Annotated in this window: 18 protein-coding genes and 2 tRNA genes; 14 read left to right on the top strand and 6 right to left on the bottom strand. The window is 33.6% G+C overall.

Annotation, left to right across the window (positions count from 1 at the left end):
• Nucleotides 1–98 precede the first annotated feature (98 nt).
• Nucleotides 99–1,448: an NAD-dependent epimerase/dehydratase family protein gene (locus tag AAC601_RS12440; RefSeq protein ID WP_340153461.1), complete on the top strand. Its 1,350-nt coding sequence runs from the start codon at nucleotides 99–101 to the stop codon at nucleotides 1,446–1,448.
• A 27-nt stretch (nucleotides 1,449–1,475) separates the two neighbouring features.
• Here AAC601_RS12440 and AAC601_RS12435 read toward each other — a convergent pair whose 3' ends face one another.
• The gene (locus AAC601_RS12435) at nucleotides 1,476–2,153 is read right to left on the bottom strand and encodes a hypothetical protein (RefSeq protein WP_340153460.1); all 678 of its coding nucleotides are present in this window, start codon (nucleotides 2,151–2,153) and stop codon (nucleotides 1,476–1,478) included.
• A 380-nt stretch (nucleotides 2,154–2,533) separates the two neighbouring features.
• Here AAC601_RS12435 and AAC601_RS12430 point away from each other — a divergent pair, with 380 nt between their 5' ends.
• Nucleotides 2,534–4,033 (top strand): lipid A-modifier LpxR family protein, encoded by a 1,500-nt coding sequence (locus AAC601_RS12430; RefSeq protein ID WP_340153459.1) that lies wholly within the window; start codon nucleotides 2,534–2,536, stop codon nucleotides 4,031–4,033.
• 384 nt (nucleotides 4,034–4,417) lie between these two features.
• On the opposite strand, the gene AAC601_RS12425 is transcribed toward AAC601_RS12430, so the two are convergent.
• Nucleotides 4,418–4,801 carry a hypothetical protein gene (locus AAC601_RS12425; RefSeq protein ID WP_340153458.1) on the bottom strand — a complete coding sequence of 128 codons (384 nt, stop codon included), beginning with the start codon at nucleotides 4,799–4,801 and terminating at the stop codon, nucleotides 4,418–4,420.
• A 906-nt stretch (nucleotides 4,802–5,707) separates the two neighbouring features.
• On the opposite strand from AAC601_RS12425, the gene AAC601_RS12420 reads away from it, so the two are divergent.
• Together AAC601_RS12420 and AAC601_RS12415 are read left to right on the top strand one after the other, a co-directional pair.
• Nucleotides 5,708–5,782: transfer RNA gene (locus AAC601_RS12420), tRNA-Glu, on the top strand.
• Between the two features lie 29 nt (nucleotides 5,783–5,811).
• Nucleotides 5,812–5,885, top strand: a tRNA-Asp gene (locus AAC601_RS12415).
• A gap of 130 nt (nucleotides 5,886–6,015) precedes the next feature.
• On the opposite strand, the gene AAC601_RS12410 is transcribed toward AAC601_RS12415, so the two are convergent.
• The 4 genes from AAC601_RS12410 to AAC601_RS12395 form a co-directional block, all read right to left on the bottom strand.
• Entirely contained in the window at nucleotides 6,016–6,444 is a 429-nt protein-coding gene (locus AAC601_RS12410) for a hypothetical protein (protein WP_340153457.1), read from the bottom strand.
• Nucleotides 6,395–6,871: a hypothetical protein gene (locus AAC601_RS12405; RefSeq protein WP_340153456.1), complete on the bottom strand. Its 477-nt coding sequence runs from the start codon at nucleotides 6,869–6,871 to the stop codon at nucleotides 6,395–6,397. Before AAC601_RS12405 ends, AAC601_RS12410 begins: the two co-directional genes overlap by 50 nt.
• 151 nt (nucleotides 6,872–7,022) lie before the next feature.
• A complete protein-coding gene (locus tag AAC601_RS12400) occupies nucleotides 7,023–7,607 on the bottom strand; it encodes a hypothetical protein (protein WP_340153455.1) in 585 nt (194 codons plus the stop codon).
• A 10-nt stretch (nucleotides 7,608–7,617) separates the two neighbouring features.
• Nucleotides 7,618–9,495, bottom strand: a complete 1,878-nt coding sequence (locus AAC601_RS12395; protein ID WP_340153454.1) for a hypothetical protein — start codon at nucleotides 9,493–9,495, stop codon at nucleotides 7,618–7,620.
• 430 nt (nucleotides 9,496–9,925) lie between these two features.
• Here AAC601_RS12395 and AAC601_RS12390 point away from each other — a divergent pair, with 430 nt between their 5' ends.
• From AAC601_RS12390 to AAC601_RS12345, 10 genes are read left to right on the top strand one after another with little or no spacing between them, the layout of a single operon-like run.
• Complete coding sequence (locus AAC601_RS12390; RefSeq protein ID WP_340153453.1) at nucleotides 9,926–12,988, top strand: type I restriction endonuclease; 3,063 nt, start codon at nucleotides 9,926–9,928, stop codon at nucleotides 12,986–12,988.
• Nucleotides 12,989–12,992: 4 nt separating this feature from the next.
• The gene (locus AAC601_RS12385) at nucleotides 12,993–13,709 is read left to right on the top strand and encodes a hypothetical protein (RefSeq protein WP_340153452.1); all 717 of its coding nucleotides are present in this window, start codon (nucleotides 12,993–12,995) and stop codon (nucleotides 13,707–13,709) included.
• Between the two features lie 18 nt (nucleotides 13,710–13,727).
• Complete coding sequence (locus tag AAC601_RS12380) at nucleotides 13,728–15,350, top strand: class I SAM-dependent DNA methyltransferase (RefSeq protein WP_340153451.1); 1,623 nt, start codon at nucleotides 13,728–13,730, stop codon at nucleotides 15,348–15,350.
• A complete protein-coding gene (locus tag AAC601_RS12375; protein ID WP_340153450.1) occupies nucleotides 15,343–17,307 on the top strand; it encodes a restriction endonuclease subunit S in 1,965 nt (654 codons plus the stop codon). The genes AAC601_RS12380 and AAC601_RS12375 overlap by 8 nt, the downstream gene beginning before the upstream one ends.
• 1 nt (nucleotide 17,308) lies before the next feature.
• Nucleotides 17,309–18,427: a putative phage abortive infection protein gene (locus tag AAC601_RS12370; RefSeq protein ID WP_340153449.1), complete on the top strand. Its 1,119-nt coding sequence runs from the start codon at nucleotides 17,309–17,311 to the stop codon at nucleotides 18,425–18,427.
• 10 nt (nucleotides 18,428–18,437) lie between these two features.
• Nucleotides 18,438–19,106, top strand: a complete 669-nt coding sequence (locus AAC601_RS12365; RefSeq protein WP_340153448.1) for a hypothetical protein — start codon at nucleotides 18,438–18,440, stop codon at nucleotides 19,104–19,106.
• Between the two features lie 41 nt (nucleotides 19,107–19,147).
• Entirely contained in the window at nucleotides 19,148–19,663 is a 516-nt protein-coding gene (locus tag AAC601_RS12360) for a hypothetical protein (RefSeq protein ID WP_340153447.1), read from the top strand.
• A 48-nt stretch (nucleotides 19,664–19,711) separates the two neighbouring features.
• Nucleotides 19,712–22,078 (top strand): AAA family ATPase, encoded by a 2,367-nt coding sequence (locus AAC601_RS12355; RefSeq protein WP_340153446.1) that lies wholly within the window; start codon nucleotides 19,712–19,714, stop codon nucleotides 22,076–22,078.
• A complete protein-coding gene (locus tag AAC601_RS12350) occupies nucleotides 22,071–23,309 on the top strand; it encodes a restriction endonuclease (RefSeq protein WP_340153445.1) in 1,239 nt (412 codons plus the stop codon). Before AAC601_RS12355 ends, AAC601_RS12350 begins: the two co-directional genes overlap by 8 nt.
• A gap of 6 nt (nucleotides 23,310–23,315) precedes the next feature.
• Complete coding sequence (locus AAC601_RS12345) at nucleotides 23,316–23,936, top strand: hypothetical protein (protein WP_340153444.1); 621 nt, start codon at nucleotides 23,316–23,318, stop codon at nucleotides 23,934–23,936.
• Nucleotides 23,937–23,969 lie beyond the last annotated feature (33 nt).

The raw sequence follows: 23,969 nt of genomic DNA, 5'->3' as shown, positions 1-23,969 counted from the left end.
TAGTTCAGGAAAAATAAAATTTTTAGTTTGTTGAAAATAGAGATGCTAGTATTTAATAATTATTCCAACAAAATGGAATGATTTTGACTTAATAGGACATGAAAAAGAAAGTGGCCATAGCCGGTGCCACCGGTTTTATAGGGAAATGGTTTATAGATACTTATCATGAAACCTATGATATTATTGCACTCAGCAGGGGAGAAGTAAAAGACGATCAGTATCCTTCTGTTGAATGGAGGCGAGCAGATCTATATTCTCTTTCTAGCACTACGGATGCGCTTAAAGGAGCTGATTACGCACTATATTTGGTCCATAGCATGAACCCTAGCACTAGAATGAATCAGGGTTCTTTTGAGGATACTGATTTATTATTGGCCGATAATTTTGCCCGTTCTGCTGAAGCTTGCGGCCTAAAACAAATCATTTTTATTGGAGGTATTCTTCCGAAAGAAACTAATGATTACTCGAAGCATTTAAAAAGTAGATATGAGACTGAACTCACCTTAGGGTCTAGGTCAGTGCCACTGACTACGATCCGTGCGGGTATTGTGGTAGGACCAGGAGGCTCATCCTTTAGTGTGGTAGAAGAATTAGTGAGGAAATTACCAGTTATGGCCTGTCCTCAGTGGTGCAAGTCCCCATCTGAACCGGTTGATATTGCGGATATACTTAATTTCATTGAGCGGTCATTAGGGAATGAAGAAGTTTATGGGGAAGCCATTGAAGTGGCGGGTCCTGAAGTTACCTCTTACATGGAAATGTTGGAAATCACTTCACAAGAACTTAATAAAAAGCGATGGATTTTTTCCATTCCATTTTTTACTCTCGGTTTTTCTAAATTGTGGGTAGCATTATTTTCAGGCACTAGCATCACTTTTGTATCCCCTTTAATCGATAGCTTGAGGCATGATATGCGGGCCGATAAAACCCAAAAATTTCATTGGAAAGGAGAGGTGCCCATTGAAAAAAGCATTAGAAAAGCTTTATATGAAAAGTTTCCTCGCATTAAAAGAAGTTACGATGAAGAAGAAGAGCGTAATACTGTAAGAAGCGTGCAGCGATTAAGCAATCCGGGCAATAAACCAGCGGAATGGGTAGCAGATATCTATCCCAGATGGTTAGATAAATACTTTAAATTTATTTTGAAGGCCACTATGAGCGGAAATCTTATTCGATTTCATCTCTTTAATATAGTGCTGTTAGAGTTAACTTACATGCCAAGCCGAAGTGATGAAAACAGAAGACTATTTTTTATTACGGGAGGAGCACTGTGTAAAAGAACAGATATGGGATGGTTAGAATTTCGATCTGTTATGAAGAATGAACATGTAATTTCTGCTATTCACCGCTTTGTGCCCACCTTGCCCTGGTTTATCTACAAAAATACTCAAGCAATAGGGCATTTATTCATTATGAATGAATTTAATCGGTTTTTGAAGCGACAGTGAATAGTGATTTTCACTGAACATGATGCGTCATTTCATCCAAAGAGTATAGCCAATTTTTAAGCCAAGGGTTAAGTGTGTTACAATGGATTCTCCTTCAAATAAATCGGGTTTTGGAATCCATTCTACCCAAACTTCACCGCTCTCTTCTGGGTTGACTACATCATAATAAGAAATGCTCCTTTTGGCTAAACCGATGCCTCCATAAAAATCAAAATGCAGTCGATCTAATGCGATAAAGTTAACGCCTCCTTTAAGGTGAGCACCTGTTTTGCGTTTGCGAAAACTTGCACTTTCGTAAAAAATACCAACATAAGGATCTTCTTGCTGATACCTGCCTGATACAAAATTGTCCTGCACATTAATATGAAAAAATTCCACAGCAGCATACATAAAGTACTCTTTACCTTTCACAAATAGGTATTTAATTTCAGGTCTTAATTCGTAATAGCTATAATCCTTTCCCCACTTTAAGCCATCAATTCTTTTTTTATTGAGTGCACAGTTGCCATAACCGAAATCAAAGCTATAAGCCCATCTGTTTTGCGTAATGTATTCCAGCCCCACTCTGTGCCTAGGATTATATGCCAAAAGCGATACCGGCATCACATTAAAATTTAGGGTATTGTCAATAAGAGGATTTCCTTGCGAAAAGCTATTGCTAATCAATAGAAATGATAAAATGATAATGAAAAGGGTCTGTTTCATTTAAGTTGATAGTTTTGTAGGAGATAGACACTGTTTTGGGGTGGAAAGGATGGAGGCATAAGTGGTTTTTTATACTCTAACTTTTTTTAATATCCTTTCATTCATAAACAGAAGATGAATATGGGGTACATATTCATGGTTCTGGAAGGAGATATATAGTTTTGGAGTTAAAGTAATTCTCTTTTTTTGTTAATTCTTTTAATATACCGAATTATAGGTATTGACTTAGATGTACTAAAAATCTACTTTTATTGACATAAAGAAATTTCAACCAAAAATTTACTTAAATGACAAGCAAGCAATTTAAACCTAAAAGTTATATTTGTGTAAGTCTTCTCTATTCCAAAATAACCTTCTTAGTCTTATTTCAATTCTTTTTTTTGAATTATAGCCTGCTTGCGCAGACTGAAAAAGATAGTGCAGTATCTAAAAATTCAAAAGATGTATTGAAATCTTTACCAGCACCAGAGGTTAGCAGTAAAAGATTGAATTACTTAAAACTTATCAGAATTCAAAACTTGAAAGATCTTGAAGATGAAGGGGATTTGAAGGTTAAGCAGAAACCTAAACTTGAAAAAAATGAAAGTTTATTAGATTATTATAATGAATATTCAATACTTGTAGATAGTCTATTTCAGTTAGAAAAAGAAAATTTTTCTCAAAATGCTTTAAAACCATCCACTCTTGAAATTATTAGAGAATACAGTAATTTAACGCAATTGACGATAATTATTCGATATGTTCTAAACAAATTGGACATCAACTCAACTTCACACGAACAATTCATTAGGAAGAAACTTGTTCATGCAGTGGCAGAGCAAATGAAGCTTATTGCTGAAAACAACCAAGCCTGGTATAATTATAATACAGTTGAAAAACAATGGGTTAAAGGTATTCAAATTGAGTCTTCAAATGATTTATTTGCTATAGGAGGAATTCAAAAAAATAATGATGTAGATTATACTGGTTCACTTAAAGTTTCTATCAGTACGGACCTATTTAAGATGAATGGACTCTTTCCTACACAAAGCTACCAGAATATTATTTATGGGGCAGAAGTATTTACACCCTATTTTAAGGATTTTACTACAGACAGCTCATTTAACCGTAATGATAGGCCGCATGCCAATTTTAAATATTTAGGATATGAATTTAATGGTATATCGTTTAATTACATGCGAAGATGGAGTTTTAGTACCAAATTAGGTATAATAGGAAGTCGGTTTGGATATAATTTTCAATACTTTTTGCATAGAGATATATCCTTAAGCCCTTATCCCTATGGTTGGGATGCACAGATAGCTAAGGAAGGTCGCCTTGGATTGCAAGTCAACGGGAAATATGAAAGGTTACTTTTAAAAAAACAAGCTGATCTAAAATCGGATGTAGTTCGACTGGTTCCCTCCGCATCAATTGAACTTGCTGCTGGGCATTACATGACTTATTTAGAAGGTGGTATTAATTTATCATCCCACAATTTTCGACATAGAAATCAAGACAACATTTTAAGAATCGGTAAATATTTTACAGGTTATGATAAAATATGGCGTGCCAAAGGGTATATGAATCTAAATATAAACCCAAGATTAGTCATTCATAATACCATGCTAGAAGGCTTTGGCGTATTTTCTACTAATGAGGATGATGCTAATTCTTTTGCAAAACCAAGTGTCCATAAATTGAATGGAGATCAAGTCAGAGACTTTGTTTTGTTTACGAATTTTACTGCGGGAGCGCAATTCTCAAAATTTAATGTCTTTTATAAATACAGCATCAAATCACCAGAGGTCAATATAGAAAATGCAATGAAGATTGATGGAGTTAGCATAAATGATAGATGGCACCATTATGCTACCATTGGATTAAGTTTTATACTATAAAAGTCTCAACTACACAATATTTGAATTCAAGCGCTTTAATCTCCAGCATCACTTTATCATCTATATAAACGACTAAGTGCAGAATTTGTGCTAACGAGTAAGTTTTGATAGCATTCCTATACTGGTGGACCGAATGTAGCGGATAGAGCGCAATTCAAAGTCCTTCTCCCAAAGGAAGGAAAATGAAGCCTCACCAATAATCCTTCACCTTATAAAGTAAGATAAAGCGGGGTATTTTGTATTAAAATTGGTTTGGACCAAATGGCAAGTATGGTACATATTTTGGATGATGATAGGAATTGGAAGAGTTAAGTTAGCTGAAAAAAAAGAAGCTGTCACAAATTTTTAATTTAATAACAGCCTCATATTATCAGAATAGATTAATTAGAATGGAGGTAATGTCTCACAAGAGGTTACGAATTTAACTTTAAATGAATCATAGCAAAGTTGCAGGCTAAATCCATCATAAATTCCTCTCCAATAGCACTCTCTTTCTGTACCTTGGTTTTCCAAGTAAATATCTCTTACAAAATCTTTATAGGATTGGACAAATTCGTAAAAAACTTGTTTTTCTGAAGCGGTAGTATAATAGCATTGTTTATCGAATTTCGTTATTTTGAAAGCGTCATCGATTTGTACTAAATCTTCATGAACGATATCTGACCAATCATTGATTTGATTTGCTAAATCATGCCAGTCGGCCGTAATTCCTAAATTAATACAGGCTGTGCTGTAGAAAGATTGTTCAATTATAAATTTACCATCCAATCGACCAATATCAATTCCTTGATCATATAATTGTTGATTGCTACAGGTATTTCCCCATTCAGAAGGATTTGAGCCATTTCCATCATCAGGACCATCAGGATCGTCCGGACCATCAGGACCACCTGGACCATCAGGGCCGTCAGGACCACCGGTGCCTGGATCAATTGGTACGTCACCATCGTCATCGCAAATTATACAATCATCAGCTACGTCTTGATAATTGTCCTGACAAGAATTAAAGTGCTAAAGCTACTAGGGTTAAATAAATGAATAGTGATTTTTTCATCTGTTAAAGGTTTTAGTTGAAAATAATTAAATCAAAATTCAAACTAAGTTTTATTTAGTTAGCAACCAACTAAAAATTAAAAAATTGTAGGTTCTTTGTTATCAAAAGCCTCAGTAACACAATGGAGGAAAAAGAAGAGACGATTTTTATGAAATTTTTTCCTTCTAAACCGTGTGTTTTTAGGTTTCTTTTTCAGTAAATACTCGGCATGACAAAAAATCTAATTTTGAAGCAATTTGAATTAATTGCATATCTGTTTATATACAAAAATAAAAAGATTGATTGTCCTCCTTGTAGTTTTGGGAATATTTAAGAAAGCGTTACATTGACTATAAGATAGCTAAACGAATTCTCATTAAGCTATAAAGTATGATTAAGTATGTATACTGCGTAGCATTAACGAAAATAGATAATTTATTAAATTTATTTTTAACAAACTAAAGAACTGATATTCAACCTTATCTTTGTTTGTAGCCTGATTTTATGCAAAATTTTTCAAATTATTTTACCCGAAGGTTTTGCAATTAAAAATTATGCGCCTACATTTGCATCACCTTATCGGAAAGACGGTAAGAATAACACAAAATAAAGTACTTTTAAATGCTTTGTTTTTTACATTTTGGTCTGGTAGTTCAGTTGGTTAGAAAGTCCCGACTTCATCGGGAAGGTCGCCAGTTTGAGTCTCGTCCAGACATTAATAAAAACGAGACATAATTGATATATTGGTCTGGTAGTTCAGTTGGTTAGAATGCCTGCCTGTCACGCAGGAGGTCGCGAGTTCGAGTCTCGTCCAGACCGCTTTTAAGCCCTTAGATTAACTTCTAAGGGCTTTTTTTTATGTTCGGGGGACACTTTGGGGGACAGTTCTTAACGGTTTCGATTAAAATTCACCTTATTTTATCACATTTATGCTTCTCCTCCTTGACACTTAAGTATTGCTGAACTTACCAAGAATTTCATCTTCAGTATCATTTCTGGGATCTATCCAAGTAGCCTTTTTTTTTGCCCATTTAATCCAAGCTTCCGATCTTGATTGATCATTTTCAATTTGCTTAATGAAATTTGATAATTTTAAATACCTGGACAATCGATCAGCTTCATCCATTAATTCATCGAAGGCTACACGCTCTATAGCAATGATTTTATCATTGTATGCCTTCAGCTCTTTCTCACGTTCTTCAATTTGTCTTTCAATTTCCTTTTTTCTTTCCCATTCGATTTGTTTATCGGCTTTCAGTTCTAGATAAGCCAGAATAACAGCTAATTTATTTTCGATCTTCACTGATTTGGCGTCATACCATTCTTTTTCAGTACATCCATTCAGTACATCCACCTCCCCAGCTATAATAAGTTTCATAGCTAAAACATAAGTTACCTGTTGGTATTGTCGATTGCCAATCCCACGTTTTTTCTTCCGGCTCTTGAATATACCGCGCGGTTTCTCGCAAACGAATCTTTAATGACCTGTCACGAATCACAATGAACGTCCCTGTGTCTTTGATTCTAATATCATGACCTCTTGATATGCTTAATTTAATAAACGAATTAAAAAACCTTATTGACCTACTTATAGTATTTTTCGTGACATGAATGGCTAAAATACCTAAGTCCCAATCTAAATGATGGTAAAAATTTGGAGTTTTTGCAGTAGCAAAGTGCCTTTTTGCCTTAATAATTAAATGATGATGGCTTGATAAGTTGGAAGGGACAAGCAGTTCATCTGGATTTTCATCTTCAATCTGCTTGGCTAGTGCTTTAGTTTCTTGATGGCTAATATCATACATAGTTGTTATGGTTTATATCCTCTAAATACACATCAGGCTAGTAAATGAAAATTGCTGCAATAAACACTGTTTGAGATTCTAAAATTCGAGCTTTCTCTGCAAGAAGGTCTGTCCAATTAAATTTCAATAATACCAATGATTAAATTTGAAATTAACTGTTTCCTTTCTCTTTTAATGTTTTTACAGACCATTTTATAGAAAAATACAGCCATCTGACAGGATATATGATAAGCAAAAGAATAATTATTAACAGTCTGGTCTTATTATAGATTTCTGCTGTACTAATTAATTTATTTTTGTTCTCTACTATCTGTTGTTTTAGTCTATCTTTTTTCTTTAAATATTTTAATCTAAAGGCGCTTGCAAATTTGTCATATTCTGGTATTCCTTTTACATAAGGACTATTGAAAAGCTTTTGATGTAATCTATTTGAGGATTCCTTTTGTGAAAGTGAGTCAATAAATTGGTTAGCACTATAATTGTGGAACTCTGTTGCTTTTGAATTATCCTTTAGCCCTTTTAAGAGTAGCGACACTTTTGAGGTGTCGTCAACCGGATAATTTTCGTAGCTTAATTCAATAAGTGATTCTGTATAACTATCAATTTTATAGTTAATGATCAGATTATATAACAAGAAAGAGCAGTAAATTAGAACTGCTAGAATTATAATTGACAGTACAATTAGAAATTCACGAGCAATAAATTTCTTGGTCGCTTTATTAACTAATCTATTCATCTATTTTCTTCTATAAAGTGTTCAAAATATATTCAACCTTATCTTTCCAATAGGGTGTTTCAACCTTGTGGTAAGAATCGTACTCTGGATATAGCACTACAAGAAACATTTTATCTACTTCCAAATCATAATTTTTTTCTAGAATGTAACAATAGAGACTTTGCTGCAAGCAGTACTTATTATAGCTAGTATCTTCAATGGATGATAATTTCCCCACACCTGTATTACCCCATGTATCATGTTTTATAGGATTACCTGAAGATGGATCTACCACCTTTTTACTTCTCTTCCAGTCATAAATCTCGAAATTACCTCCATTCTTAGAGATAAGATCTATTGTCCCTGCAATGTTGTAATGATCATCAAATATTCTCCATTCTGTTCGATATGGTGATATATTAGGGTGGTCTTTTACAAATTCCTTGAATAAAATGAATTCGTCAGTTTCTGTGACAGGTTGCTTTAAATAGTAATTTTCTATTTGCTCATGTAAAACTGTACCAAGATTTGCAGCATCTGCTCCTCTTTTATTCCAAATTTCCACTATCTCATCTGCATCAAGCCCAAACAGGGGGTTGCTTGGACTTAGTGTCGTAGCTTTACCGTACGCATCAAATTGAGGGAAAAACTTTCCAATCACTGTGCTTGCGGAAGGTACAGGAACCTGATCTATTGTATATACATGTTCTTCGGGATAAAATGAAATTCTAGTATCTCGAGGGTGAAAATTACTTTTGTTGAATCCAATGCTTTTAATATTCTCTACAGTAGCAAGCATACTAGTCTGAACAAGTTTTTCTTCATTTACTTCTTGCTCGCTAAAACCTCGTTCTGGAGTTTCTTCGTCAGTCAAAATCTCACCGAACTCATGATTTAAATATTTCTCTCGATATCTGGCTTTCTCCCATTGCTGTGCTTGAACCATATCCCATATTTTTTCAGATATTAAATCCGGTACAGCAGCTAAATCAGCAGGAATGGTAAAGTTAGGATCAAGCTTATTGGCTAGACGAGCGATAAATTTTAAACACTCTAATTCTTTAGTATGTACTTGATGTTCTGAAAATCTTAAAACAATCCACCCTCTATCAACAAAATAAGTATCTCTCAATGTATCTTCATTCTTACAATGTGTTGGCTGTCTAGTTATTCCTGCATAGGGTTCATCTATTTCTATATCAAAGCGAATATTCTTGTTTTTCCCTTTCTCGATCAATGCAATATCTGGTTCGAATGGTCGTGTATCTACACCTGTGTTTAGCCGTACTTCTCCAGAAACTAAAAAATGCGAATTAAAATATTTCTCGATAGATTTTTGAAATGATATTTCCTTAAAACCTCGCCTCTTGGTGTTTCCAAATCTATGACTTCTTACTATGCAGCCTTTTTTCGGAATCCTTATGACTGGGAAAACATCCAACTTTCTTGATAAGCTCAAATCGTAATCAACAAATAGATTTTCCGTTAATTCTGGGGTGTTAATGCTTTTCGCTTCAGGCAGTATTTCTTTGTTCTTTGTTTTTGAAGCCGTTTTCTTATGATGAACAAGCTTTTCCTTCTTTGTCTCATATTTGATTTCTGGTTCTTTTAATTCTTCCCTGTGAATATCTACATCAATTTTTTTCTTTGTTTGCTTAGCGCTCTTTCTGGGTTTGGTCGTTTGGTCTTTACTCGCTGTATTTTTTAAATTAGATACCTTATCTTTCTTATCTACCTCTATTTTTCTATTTAATATTACCTTTTGACGTTCTTCATGTCTCTTCTTAGCCGCTTTAAAGATTTCTTGATTTCGCTTTATTTTTCTCTTTTTAGCTCTATTGTAAATCTTATAAATAATCACAATAAGCACCAAAGCACCTAAATAGTAATAATAATCTATGTTTTCCATTTTCTTGTCGTAAAATCTCTTTACTCACTTAAAAGTGTCTCAATTTACAAGTTCGAACATCTTTTGAATTTTCACACTTATCTGTGAAATATAAGAGGTGAGCCTTTGCCGTAACTTTGATTAATAACTAAAATGTATTCTCAAGAAGAATATAATTATTTACTAAATCAATATAATAATATTATTTTTATTTGATCCAATGTCACTTATCATATTATAACAGCTACTAAATCAGACTATGGAGGACATTTCACAACTGGGATTTGAATATAAATGGAGCTAAGACTATTCGGCTTGCTTAGAGATCTTCACTTTTTCGCGGTATTAGCACCTGACTTTTTCAAAACCATTAATCGAAAAGTTAGCTATTAATGGCTTAATAGAACAAATTTCCTATAAATTAGAGCAAATTTCGACAACCAGAAACTCAATGAAATACAACGAGGACTCACGAGTAAAAATACCTAGCATCCTGCACCTGATGAGTTTAGGCTATGAATACCTTTCTTTGAAAGGACAGAAACGTGATGAATCTACCAATATTTTTACTGATATTTTCTTTAAGAAGATTGCTCAATTCAATCCTGAAATGACTTTTGGTGATATTGAACGATTCTTGAGTGAGATTTCCCTTGCACTTGAAAATGAGGACTTAGGTCGATCTTTTTACGAAAAGCTGATTGATGAATCAAATGTCAAAATGATTGACTTTGATAATTTGGAAGAGAATGATTTTCATGTAGTCACTGAGTTAATCTATAAAAAGGACGATGAAGATTTTCGTCCAGACATCACACTTTTGATTAATGGCTTGCCTCTGGTTTTTATAGAGGTTAAAAAACCCAACAATCCGGAAGGAATTCAGGCAGAGCATAAACGGATTAAAACTAGATTCGAGAATAAGAAATTTAGGAAGTTCATCAATATCACTCAATTTATGGTCTTTTCTAATAATATGGAGTATGATGATGGCTCTTTGGACCAGTTACAAGGTGCATATTATGCCACTATATCCTACCAAAAACCACAGTTCAATTATTTCAGGGAAGAAGAGTTTGATTTATCTACTTTATTAAAACCTGTCAGCGATGATCTGGAAAATTTAGTTCTGAAAGACAATAATTTGTTGGGAATAAAGCAATCTGCTGAATTTTTAACCAATAAAAATCATGATACCCCTACCAATAGGATTTGTACTTCCTTATTCCAGAAAGAAAGAATCTTATTCATACTAAAATATGCTATTGCTTATGTGAAAGAAAAGCAACTGGAAAAACATATTATGCGATACCCTCAGATTTTTGCGACAAAAGCCATTGCGCAAAAACTGGAAGAGGGTGTCAAAAAAGGAATTATTTGGCACACTCAAGGGAGTGGTAAAACTGCTTTGGCTTATTTCAATGTTAAGCACTTGACCGATTATTTCAATCGTAAAGGAGTAGTACCTAAGTTTTATTTCATAGTAGATAGAATTGATTTATTGATACAGGCTAGCAGGGAATTTAGCGCTAGAGGTCTGATTGTACATAAAATCAATTCCAGAGAGGAATTTGCGAATGAAATTAAGAAGCCACAGGTAATTCATAACAGTTCCGGAAAAGCTGAAATAACCGTGGTTAATATTCAGAAATTTCAAGATGATCCTGATGTGATTCGCAATACCGATTATCAAGTCAATATTCAACGAGTCTATTTTCTGGATGAAGTGCACAGAAGCTATAATCCTAAAGGGAGTTTTTTAGCCAATTTAAAAGATTCTGACCCGAACTCTATTAAAATTGGACTAACAGGAACACCTTTGCTGGGTGATGATTATAATTCTAAAAGCCTATTTGGTGACTATATTCACAAATACTATTACAATGCCTCCATTGCCGATGGCTACACCTTACGCTTGATAAGAGAGGAAATTGAAACCAGTTACAAGCTTACTTTACAACAAGCCCTGGAAGAAATTGAAATATTAAAAGGGGACGCTGATAAAAAGCAGGTTTATGCTCATAAGAGATTTGTTGAACCTATGCTGGACTATATTGTAAAGGATTTTGAGAAAGCCCGAATTTCAATGAATGATGCTTCCATAGGTGGAATGGTGGTTTGCGATTCTTCTGATCAGGCTAAAATGATGCAGGAGATTTTTAAGAAGAAGTATGCAACAGCTCAGGACGATGATTTAATGCTTGCAGCGGACAAACCACTTACTTACGGAGAGAAAGAGCGAGAGCAGCATAAAATCACTTCCTCATCACTAATTTTACACGATATAGGCACCAAGCAAGACCGTAAGGATGAGGTAGAAAAATTTAAAGATGGTCATATTGATATATTGTTTGTTTACAATATGTTGCTCACAGGCTTTGATGCTAAAAGACTTAAGAAATTATACATAGGCCGAATAATCAAATCACATAATTTACTCCAAACCCTCACAAGGGTAAACAGAACCTATAAAGATTTTAAGTACGGTTATGTAGTTGATTTTGCAGATATAAAGAAGGAATTTGATAAGACTAATGCTGCCTATTTTAAAGAACTACAAGAAGAGCTGGGAGATGAAATGCAGCATTATTCAGACATCTTCAAATCCCAAGAGGAGATTGAAAGCGAGATACAGGATATCAAAGAGGCACTATTCCATTTTGATACTAATAATAGAGAATTATTTAGCAGACAGATAAGTGAAATAAAAGACAGAAGTGAGATATTAAAAATCACTAAAGCCTTAAACGATGCCAAAAGCTTATATAATCTAATCAGACTTTCAGGACATTATGATTTATTGGAAAAACTGGATTTCAATAAATTGAATGATTTAGCTAAAGATGCGAATAATCGACTCGCTTTAATCAATCAGAAGGAAGCCTTGGAGAAAAATGTAGATACCACGAATCTGTTGAACATTGCCCTAGAGGATGTACTTTTTGCTTTTACGAAAGTAAAAGAAGAGGAAATGATTTTGGCTGATCAGCTCAAAAATATATTGCAGCGAACCAGAGAAGCTCTGGGTGGTAACTTTGATCAGCGTGATCCTCATTTTGTAAGTTTGAAAGAGGAGCTGGAAAGATTATTCAAAAAGAAGAACCTTAATGAAGTGAGCAAGGATGAAATGAAGGATAATATTGAGGAACTGGAAAAAATATACAGTGCAGCTAAGGAGTTGGAGAGGAAAAACCAATTACTAAGTGCAAAATATGATAATGATGAGAAATACGCTCGATTACATAAACGCTTAATGGAAAAAGATCCTTTAACAGATAGTGAAAGCAAGCTTTTTGAAGCACTTCAAGGCTTGAAGCAAGCAGTAGATGAGAAGATATTGCAAAACTCCAATATGCTGGAAAATGAAAATTATATAGAGAAAATGATGGTGCGATTGGTGATTAGTGAATTAAAGAATAAGCATAATCTTCCTTTAGATGCAGCTACTTCCAAGAAGATTAATAGCCTTATGGTTAAAGAGTATATGAATGAATATTACGGAAGAGTAGCTTAACAAAATGGAAGAGCAAAACAAAAATATTGAAGTTCCCAGGGAAAGCCCAGTGGATAAAGTGCATTCTGTTGTAAAGGGAGCTATTGGAAGTTTGCCATTAGTTGGAGGGGTAGCTTCAGAGGTTTTTGGGATGGTAGTTAACCAACCAATTACAAAAAGACGAGAGCAATGGATGGAAGCTGTAGTTCATGAACTAGAAAAATTACAAAAAGAGAAGCAAGGCTTTGACTTACAAAACTTAAAGGATAATGAGGAATTCGTTTCCTTCTTAATTGAGACTTCGCAAATTGCAGTAAAAAACCATCAAGAAGAAAAAATTAGAAGGCTTAAAAATAGTATTGGGAATTATTTCCGATATGATATTGAATATGATAAAAAGTTTTCTTATCTGAGAATTATTGATGAATTATCTGTACAACACATAAAGATTTTGATGTTTATTAAAAATAGACAAAGTCATTTATTAAATATGAAAGGCTTTGATGATTTGTATAAATATTTTTGTGAACACTCAGTATCGATAGATAAACATTTTTTCAGAAAGTGTTTCAGAGACTTAGAAAATCTTTCTCTAATCAGCATAAATAACTATTTTAATGAATTCAATATTACAAAAAACTCTGGTTTTATAGATCAAAAGCAACTCGAGTTAAACCCTATAATACTTTTAGAATTTGGTTCAGAATTCATCAGTTTCATAAATGACAAAATATCGCAATAGCAATTTTAGAAATACAAAATGACCACAACAATACAATTTGAAAAAGACACCAAAGCACTAATAGACGGATTAAAAAGCGTTTGTGCGAATTACGGCCTGGGGAATGATGGGAATGAATTTAAAATCATTACGCAGGTTTTTCTTTATAAATTCTTGAATGATAAATTTATACATGAAGTAAAAAAGCTGGATGATAATATAGCGAAGGCTGAAAGTTGGGAGGAAGAATTAAGGACTTACAGTGAGGACGGTTATGAAATGCTGATGATGCAGATGAGCGAAAATACCGCTCTTTTAAAACCTACTCAGTTCATTTCCTCTCTTTTTGATCGCCAAAATGAAGCTGGGTTTGCTGAAATATTTGACAATACTTTATTGGATATTGCCAAGGAGAATAGTGATATCTTTTCGGTAGTAACCAATGCTGGTGAAAAAATAGTACTATTTGAGAATATCTCTAAGTACGTAACTGACCAACGTGATGAGTTTTGCAAAGCCATTATCAATAAACTGGTTAATTTTAGCTTTGAGCATATCTTTCATGAGAAATTTGATTTTTACGCCACTATTTTTGAATACCTGATTAAAGATTATAATACCAATAGTGGTGGTAAATATGCTGAATATTTCACGCCTCATGCAGTCTCCAAAATCATGGCGAAATGTTTGGTGCAGGAAAATGTAACTAGCGTAACTTGTTATGACCCTTCAGCTGGATCAGGTACGCTATTAATGAATTTAGCGCACGAAATCGGAGAAGAGAAATGTACCATCTACTCACAGGATATTTCCCAGAAATCATCCAATTTATTGCGCCTGAACCTTATTTTGAATGATTTGGTGCATTCCATTCCCAATATAGTTAAGGGGAATACAATATTGGAACCCTACCACCGAGACAAAAATGGTGATCTTCAAAAGTTTGATTATATAGTTTCCAATCCACCTTTTAAGCTTGATTTTTCAGATTTTGTAGAAGATTTGGACACCAAAGAAAACAATGAGCGCTTTTTTGCTGGAATTCCAGATGTTCCTAAAGCTAAAAAAGAAAGTATGTCTATCTACTTGATGTTTTTGCAACACATAATGCATTCGCTGAATGATAAAGGAAAAGCCGCCATAGTCGTACCTACGGGTTTTATTACTGCGCAAAGTGGGCGAGATCGTAAAATACGGGAGCGAATGGTTGAAGAAAAAATGTTGGCTGGAGTTGTAAGTATGCCAAGCAATATTTTTGCTACAACAGGAACTAATGTTTCGGTTATTTTTCTGGATAAGCAGAACAAAGGAGATGTAGTGTTAATAGATGCCTCTAATTTGGGTACTACTGTAAAGGAAGGAAAGAATCAGAAGACATTATTATCTGCTGAGGAAGAAGATGCTATTATTGACGCCTTTAACAAAAAGGAGGCAGTTGATGATTTTTCAGTAGTCGTTAGCTATGAAGATATTAAAACTAAAAATTACTCCTTAAGTGCCGGGCAGTATTTTGAAGTAAAAATTGAATATGTGGATATTACTCAAGATGAGTTTGAATCTAAGCTGATAGGATACGAGGAAAATTTAAGTAGTTTATTTGTGGAGTCAGGTGAGCTAGAGAAGGAAATTCTAGAGAATTTAAAGAGGTTAAAGTATGACTGAAGTAGCAAAATATATTCATTTAAAAGATTTGTGCTCAGTTAATCAAGGTTTACAAATACCGATTTCTAAGAGATTTAGGGAACCAGGTGAAAATCGATTCTTTTACATTACAGTTCAGTTTTTAAAAGATGGGCATTTAGAAAAATATTATATTGAGAATCCTCCTAAATCCAGCATTTGCAATCCAGATGATATTATTATTGTTCGAACTGGTAGTACTGGTCAAATTTTGACTGGTATAACTGGATGCTTTCATAATAATTTTTTCAAAGTAAACTATGATAAAAATTTAGTAAATGGCAAATACCTATATTATTGTTTAACTACTAAAGAGAAACAAAGAGAAATGAAAATAAGAGCTGGTATTACTACTATACCGGATTTAAATCATTTTATGTTTCTTGATATGAAAATACCTTTTTTACCACTTAAATTTCAGAATGGAATTGTTTCAGTTCTTGATTCAATAAATTTAAAAATAGAACTTAATAAGAAAATAAATAAGCAGTTAGAAGCTGTAGCGAAGCTGATTTATGATTATTGGTTTGTTCAGTTTGATTTTCCTATCAGTAAAGCTCAGGCAAAAGCCATGGGCAAACCCGAATTGGAAGGCAAACCCTACAAAAACTCTGGTTGTAAAATGGTCTATAGCGAAGCACTCAAAAGAGAAATTCCTGAAGGTTGGGAGGTAAAGCAAGTTGGTGACATAGTTGAAAGGACTGGCACTGGTCTAAATCCAAGAAATAATTTTAAATTAGGAGAGGGCGAAAACTTCTATGTGACAATTAAAAATATTGAACAAGGTCGTATAGTTTTGGATGATAAATGTGATAAGATTTCAGATACCTCACTAGAAATCATTGACAAGAGATCAAATTTGAAACCAGGTGATATCTTATTTACAAGTATAGAACCTGTTGGCACAACATATTTGATAAAAGAAAAACCAATTAACTGGAATATTAATGAATCAGTATTTGTGATCACTCCCAATTTAGAAGAAGTAAGCTCCGAATATCTATATATGTTTCTTTCCAGTGATTATATGAAAGCATATACGAGAAATGTAGCATACGGGAGTATTCATAAAGGAATTAGACATGGTACTCTCAAAGAATGTAAAATTCTTGTACCTCAGAATGAAATTCTTATCGAATTTTCTCAAGTGCTTGATCCTATCCTTGATAAATTAGATGTTGCTCAAAAGGAAAACCAAAAACTCTCCGAACTGCGTGATTGGCTTTTGCCTATGCTTATGAATGGACAGGTTAAAGTTGCTAATAATAGTTCTGAAACTAAGGAATATTCAATGGAACAGCAGAGGGTGAGTAAGGCTGCTGAAAATGAGCTGTCGTATGATCTACAACGATTAGAAATACCTAAAAGCAAAAAAGGATTTGCAAAACAAGTTTTAGCTGGAAAGATAATTAAAGAGTGTAAGGATAGCAATGATTTTACAAATATCAAATTGCAAAAGCTGATGCATTTAGCAGAGCATTTGATGGAAGCTGATTTAAATTTAAATTATTACAATCAGGCAGCAGGTCCTTTTGATAACCGATTTATGCATGTTTTTAAACCTCAAATGAAGCAACAAAAGTGGTTTGAAAAAACTGGGTATAGGTACCGGAGTTTAGAAAATGAGCATAAAATTGATAATTATTTTGATAATTACTTTACACCTAAGAAAAGGCTCTTTGCTAGATTAATCAATTTATTAGGGAATGCATCAGAAAATCAATGTGAAATTATATCAACTCTTTATGCCGTTTGGAATGATCGCATTATAAAAGGGGAACCAGTTGCAGATGATTTATTGGTAAATGATTTTTTGAATTGGAGTGAGAGAAAACAAAAATACAATGAGCATCAATTGTTAAAGGCTTTAGATTGGATGCGAGAAAACGGCATTATACCAAAAGGTTTTGGAGAACTGATAAAACATAAGAAAAAGTAAAATGAAATCTCAAATCCCTTTCTCTTATTATAAGATAGCTTTTAAGGCAATGTTATTTGTCTTGATTACTCTACTATTTATTTATGGCGTATCAATTTATCTGGTATTAAATGGATCAGATTCACAAATCATAAAAGATAGCTTTACAATAGGAGGTTCTGTAGGTGATTCAGTAAATGGGATTTTTGCACCAATTATAGGTGTTGCAGCTGTTATTACTACTTTTTTCGCATTTTTAATTCAGTATCAAGCAAATGAACAAATAAGAAATGACACTAAAATTGAGCGTTTCGAAAATAAGTTTTATGAAATGCTTCGACTGCATAAGGAAAATGTAAATGAGATTGATATCAATAATAATTATCAGGGTCGAAAGGCAATTATTAAAATGTATATAGAATTTAGATTCATCTTTTTTCTTGTAAACACTATTCGAGAGAGTTGGAACGAAAAAGGTAAAGTAGTTAATGAAGATGAAGATTACTATATGAAAATAGCTTATACCATTTTCTTTTTTGGAGTCGGAGATTTAGAAGAAGGTAGTTTGATATATGAAAGCAAGAATGATGAGTTTTTTAAAGCTGTAATTGAACACTGTAAATATAAGCTTTATAAGGAAAAAAAAGAATCAGGTAAAATTAGTGCTAGAATCCCAAATATGGGACCTCAAGTTGAATATTGGAAACTGAAGTATAAGCCATTGAAAGGTCATGCATCAAAATTAGGTCATTACTTCAGGCATCTTTATCAAACGATTAAGTTTATAGCATTGGCTCCTCCGTTCACTTCTGATTTAAAAGAGGACAAAAAAATTAAATACGAATACTTGAAAACATTAAGAGCGCAACTTTCCAATCATGAGCAAGCAATGATCTATTTTAATTCTTTTTTTAGAGCTGGTAAAGTATGGTGGGGTGATGAAAAGATTAGCAAAAGGAATAAAGATGGGTCACTGATAAGCTATTTTCTTGATTGGCGAATTATTAAAAATCTACCCTTCAATTTAACACAGTTTGGAGTAAGCCCACAAGATAAGTTCTCAAGAGAATTAAGTAAAAGAGGTAAAGATGAAAAGGAGATAGAAACTGAATTGAGCAAATTATTTGAATGGTTGGAATAAAATATTATTTATGAGTTTATTCAAGAACGAGAAAGGAGAGTTAAGAACTGGACGTATATTATGGATTGCCATATTCAGTGTTTTGGCTGTCTGGGCAATAACTTTCGTAGTATTATTCTTTGCTGAAGATCCAGGTCAAATTGGTGATAGTTTTGGGATGGTCAATGCACTTTTTACTGCATTGGCTTTTGTTCTTTTAATTTATACTTCCCTGCTTCAAACTCAAGAGTTACGATTACAGCGTGAAGAATTAAGGGAAAATCGTAAACAATTAGAGTCAAGTGCTAAGGCTCATAACGAATTGGTAAGTCTAACCAAAGTTATAAACAGAGATAAACTAATACCACAACTAGAAATAATCAATTTTGAAAAATCTGACACTCATATTTACTTTGATTTAAAAGTCCTTTTTGGTGAAATATATTTTCAAGAAATTAAAATATCAGACGATTATTCCATTGCAGATAATAATGGATCATCTGCAAATAATGATCACTATTTAGAAGATGATAATATTGGTTCTTTTGAGATAAAATTAGAGAAACTATCGCCGGATATCCAGATCTATTATAAGCATGTTCAGGGTTCGAAATACTATCATAAAGTATATGATATATCTTCTATATGGAGATTATCAGAACCAATACATATTTATGAGGATCAATTTAGAATGATCTAATTATTAAAAAATAATCAAATTTCGAATTAATTAATATTCATGTGCCTTACTCTATAAATCAACATAAGCACAACTTCGCTCTATGGACAGCAGCTAGAGCTGCCCAAAGAGGCTATACTTCTACTAAAGTAATCGGAAAAGCAATAGACGCTTCTTACCTAGCGAGTTTCGCAATCCAGTTCAATATCAATTCTCAAAAAGAATTTCATGACAAGCATAAAGAAATAGCCAACCAAATAATTAATTCTCTTAAAGATCAAACTGGCTCATGTAGCTACGGCAGAGCAGCTAAAATTATAGCCATCTATTTGAAAACTTTCGTGATATTAGACCAATCTATAAATGATAAGGGAGTACAATTCATTCACCCACCAGTTGATAGTATTTTGCTAAAGAACCTTCATAATGAAAGGGATAAATCATTAAAACTAAATAAGTGTGTCTGGACTAAACTGGAAGAGGCAGAATATTTTGAATTAATTCATCAACTTAAACCCCTAGTTCCTGAAGGAAAACCATTTTGGTATTTGGAGAAACATTGGAGTCCTTCTGGTTGATTAATTTTTTTTCAATATCTTAAGAGTTCTATAATTAATCTTTAACAAATGCCTTTTAATCCTGAGCAGATAACACAAGATCATATACTTAAAGCAGTAGATCGAATAGAGCGAGATAGTATTGATCTTAAGGTTGCTACAAAATACAAGGTAATTATCAATGACAAACCCTATCCTCCTCAAGAGTTGATGAGTTATGCGCACGGAGAAATGAATGGGGAGCATATCTGGGAATATCCTGGAGGAAAAAAGACCAATAAATATTTACACAAATTCGGGTACGAAATTTTTTATAAAGGCATGGAGATACCAAATGAAAATATCAATAGACGCATTTTTTATTGGCTATATGCTCCTGGTCCAAATGCCGTAAAATGGGATCAATTTTATAAAGAAGGAATTATGGCGTTAGGCTGGGACGACTTAGGAGACCTTTCACAATATGAATCAAAAGAGGAAATAGCTGAAACCTTAAGAAAACTCACAGGTGAAGATGGTTCAAAGAAGAATGATGCAACTGCTAATTATCAGTTTTCTGCTAACTGTCATTTAAGAATAGGAGATGTTATAATACCAAAGAAGGGTAAAAGCGAATATTTAGGATACGGCTTAGTGACATCTGACTACATATATGATGAAGATAGAAGTCAATATAAGAGCTTTCGAAAAGTAAACTGGATTAAAAAAGGAGTATGGAAGGAGGATGTACATCCAATTGTGACGAAGACACTTACTGACATCAGCAAATATCCTGGATACGTAAACAGACTAATTTCATTAATAGGAATAGAAGAAGCAAAGACAGTCAAAATGAATAATGAAAATACAATAGTGGGCTTAAATAATATCCTTTACGGTCCTCCAGGAACAGGTAAAACCTATTTTCTTAATCAACTCAAAGCAAACTATACCGATAAGGCAGTTAAGAAGAGTAAAAATGAGGTTTTAAAAGAGATAGCTGAAAAACACCCATGGTGGAAATTGATAGCTGCGGTTTTGTATATTTTGGGAGATTCAAAAGTGCCTCAATTGGTTGAGCAACCAGTACTTTTATCAAAGCATAATCCTGATACACCCACTAAAGCCAATCAAATTGTTTGGGGACAATTGCAATCGCATTCTGATAATACCAATTACTCAAATAAGCAAGAGCCAATCATATTCAGCAAAGCAGAAGGCTCAATTTGGTCGGTTAATAAAGAATTGATTGAACAGGAGTTAACCGATATTAAAGATATTGTTGATGAAATCGAAAATGCTGATAAAAAGCACGATAAGGAAGAAAAAGAAGTCGAACGATTCAATTTTGTTACATTTCATCAATCTTTCACTTATGAGGATTTTGTAGAAGGGATTAAACCTAAATTGAGTAATTCTGACAGTGAGTTAAGTGATTCATCTGATTTAGGGTACATCATTGAGAAAGGTATATTTTACCGAGCTTGCGTGGAATCTTTAAAATTAGCAGGATATAACTCTTTCACTGAATGTCATCATGATTCTAAAGCAAATCGGAAGGGGAAGTTTAACAATGCAAAACCTTATGCCCTATTCATAGATGAAATAAATAGAGGGAATATATCTGCTATTTTCGGGGAGCTCATCACCTTAATAGAAGGAGATAAACGGATAGGAGGAGATCAGGAAATCTGGACAAGCTTGCCATACGATAAATCCATCAAATTTAGTGTTCCACCCAATTTGCACTTAATTGGCACTATGAATACAGCAGACCGCAGTGTTGAAGCACTGGATACTGCACTGAGAAGACGCTTTACCTTCACTGAGATTGCACCTAATACAGACTTGCTAACTTCAGATAGAATGTTGTGGATGTTGTGGGAAATGAAATCGGAGCTAGCTTGGGAGGATGAAGAGTGGGTAAATCCTGAAAATGAACTATTAAATATTTTAGGAGGAAAGAAAATTGATACAGAAGCATATCATAAATTGGAAGATGCTGATTGGGAACAAGGTTACAGTAAAAATATATTTGAAGGGATAGTTTCTTTTCAAAACGGTATTTTATTTGATGTTTTACTCAAAACAATTAATGACAGAATCGAGCTTCTAATTGATAAAGATCACAGAATAGGTCACAGTTATTTCCTCACCATGGTAGGAGCGGAAGATACTGTTCAAGAGCTTCAAAATATCTTTTATAATAAAGTAATTCCTCTTTTGGAAGAATACTTCTACGGTGATTTTGGGAAAATTGGTCTTGTTTTGGGCGATCAATTTGTAAAAAAATCACAGGGTCATAAAGTAAGCTTCGGTAAATTTGAACATGAGGATCAACACTTATATAAAGAAAAGCATCTCTATGAGATTATAGATTATAGGAATGGAAATGCTGATGCCTTCTTGTCAGCGGTAAAATCCATTTACTATTCAAATCCGAGTGAAAATGAGTAAGGTACACCGTGTTTATGAATTTACGGGTGTCCAATACAACGCGGGCTTGCGATGGTCTAAGAACTGGTTTCAAAAACGACATTATGAAGCCTTGGTCGATTATCATGACCATAATGGTGGTGACCAATATTTCAAATTGATTCGTGAGGGTATTTTATTTAATCAGTACGTGGGTGTAATTCAGGTGCTTGATCTTACTATTGAAATATTACCCAAAACCGATAAAAATAGTGAATCAGCAGATTGGCATCAGGTTTTATTAGCAATGTTAAGGAAAACCAGGGCGCTGAAGGTTGATACTCTTACAGAAGCATCACTGAAATATAAGAATTATTCCATACTACATTTACATATTGAGGAGTTTCTAAATCAAGTTGAGGCATTAGTTAAAAGAGGTTTAGTTAAGAACTACCGAAAGCAAGAGGGCAACCTGAAGGCCTTGAAAGGGGCTTTAATCTTCAGTGAGCACCTCACAAAAAACCTAGTACATAAAGAGCGTTTCTACACAAAACATCAAATTTATGATCGAGAAACCCTTTTGAATCAAATTCTACTCGAAGGATTGCTGATTCTGAAATCAAGTTTAAATAATAGCATATTATCCGATAAGGTGGAGAGAATATTATTTTACTTTCCTGACATCAAAAGAATAGCGATCACGGAAAAAACATTTGAGAATTTAAAGTATAACCGCAAAACTCAGTCTTACACGAAAGCTGTCGAAATAGCAAAAATGATTATACTGAATTATTCTCCAGATATATTTTCAGGTAAGAATAATGTACTGGCGATCATGTTTAATATGAATGCCCTCTGGGAGGAGTACATTTTCAGAACGCTGCAAGAATCAGCACAGGATGGACTAGATGTGAATTATCAAGCATCAGAATTATTCTGGGGGAGCAGGAGAATGAAGCCTGATTTGATTATTCAAGATAGAGATAGAAAGTATGTAGCCGATACCAAGTGGAAAGTCATAGATAATGCTGAACCTTCTGATGAGGATTTAAGGCAAATTTTCGCATACAATAAATACTGGGATGTGGAAAAAGGCTTTTTACTATATCCTAAAACAGCATTTAGCCCAATAACAGCAGCTAAAACCTATCATAAAGGATTTACGAAAGAAGGAAAGCAAATGAGCTGTCAGGTTATTTACCTGAATGTGATAGGAGAATATGGAGGTATTAATAGAGATTTGAGACAAGAATTATTAAACATATTTAAATAGAAAATCATGACTTATTTATCAAAATCAAATGATAGTTTCAAATCCAGATTGAGGATATTTCTTTTCGAGAAGGTTATTAATGGTAAAACTGTAAATCCCTCTCAATTAAGAGAGTTTTTGAGATATGATCTTTTATCAAGAAAAGATTTGATCAAGAAGTACACTGCTGATTTTTATCATACAGAGAGATTAGATAAGCTCCCTGGAACTGATTTGCAAATTGATGCTATTTATGTAGCCATGAAAGAAGCAGAAAGGAAGCTTAAAGCAGAATTACCTAAGTGGAGGAAAGCATATTTTAATGATGTATTCAAAGGTCAATTTCATCAAAGTAAATTCAATGAACTACTTGAAGCCAAGCAGTGTCATTATTGTAAAATCACAATTGATGAAATCATGGAGCTAATTGAAAATCAGAAGCTTTTTAAAAAAAATGAAAGAGGCTGGAGAATGGAAATTGACCGTAAAGAACCTAACCAAGAATATTCTGATGAAAACTGCGTACCTGCTTGCTACTGGTGTAACAATGCCAAAACTGATGAATTTACAGCAGAAGAGTTTAAGCCTATTGGTATGACTATAGGGGAGGCTTTGCTGAAGAGATTAAAGATGAAAAATAAGGACTGACTTATACTTACTTTATTTCCCTCTCCAAGCCAA

This window comes from uncultured Marivirga sp. (assembly GCF_963974845.1).
Classification (GTDB): Bacteria; Bacteroidota; Bacteroidia; order Cytophagales; family Cyclobacteriaceae; genus Marivirga; species Marivirga harenae.
Note: the sequence above shows the minus strand (reverse complement) of the source record. Positions and strands in the feature narration are given on the sequence as shown.

Coding starts and splice junctions, on each gene's coding strand:
- AAC601_RS12440 (WP_340153461.1), top strand. CDS start 99: ATGAAAAAGAAAGTGGCCATAGCCGGTGCCACCGGTTTTATAGGGAAA.
- AAC601_RS12435 (WP_340153460.1), bottom strand. CDS start 2,153: ATGAAACAGACCCTTTTCATTATCATTTTATCATTTCTATTGATTAGC.
- AAC601_RS12410 (WP_340153457.1), bottom strand. CDS start 6,444: ATGAAACTTATTATAGCTGGGGAGGTGGATGTACTGAATGGATGTACT.
- AAC601_RS12405 (WP_340153456.1), bottom strand. CDS start 6,871: ATGTATGATATTAGCCATCAAGAAACTAAAGCACTAGCCAAGCAGATT.
- AAC601_RS12400 (WP_340153455.1), bottom strand. CDS start 7,607: ATGAATAGATTAGTTAATAAAGCGACCAAGAAATTTATTGCTCGTGAA.
- AAC601_RS12395 (WP_340153454.1), bottom strand. CDS start 9,495: ATGGAAAACATAGATTATTATTACTATTTAGGTGCTTTGGTGCTTATT.
- AAC601_RS12390 (WP_340153453.1), top strand. CDS start 9,926: ATGAAATACAACGAGGACTCACGAGTAAAAATACCTAGCATCCTGCAC.
- AAC601_RS12385 (WP_340153452.1), top strand. CDS start 12,993: ATGGAAGAGCAAAACAAAAATATTGAAGTTCCCAGGGAAAGCCCAGTG.
- AAC601_RS12380 (WP_340153451.1), top strand. CDS start 13,728: ATGACCACAACAATACAATTTGAAAAAGACACCAAAGCACTAATAGAC.
- AAC601_RS12375 (WP_340153450.1), top strand. CDS start 15,343: ATGACTGAAGTAGCAAAATATATTCATTTAAAAGATTTGTGCTCAGTT.
- AAC601_RS12370 (WP_340153449.1), top strand. CDS start 17,309: ATGAAATCTCAAATCCCTTTCTCTTATTATAAGATAGCTTTTAAGGCA.
- AAC601_RS12365 (WP_340153448.1), top strand. CDS start 18,438: ATGAGTTTATTCAAGAACGAGAAAGGAGAGTTAAGAACTGGACGTATA.
- AAC601_RS12355 (WP_340153446.1), top strand. CDS start 19,712: ATGCCTTTTAATCCTGAGCAGATAACACAAGATCATATACTTAAAGCA.
- AAC601_RS12350 (WP_340153445.1), top strand. CDS start 22,071: ATGAGTAAGGTACACCGTGTTTATGAATTTACGGGTGTCCAATACAAC.
- AAC601_RS12345 (WP_340153444.1), top strand. CDS start 23,316: ATGACTTATTTATCAAAATCAAATGATAGTTTCAAATCCAGATTGAGG.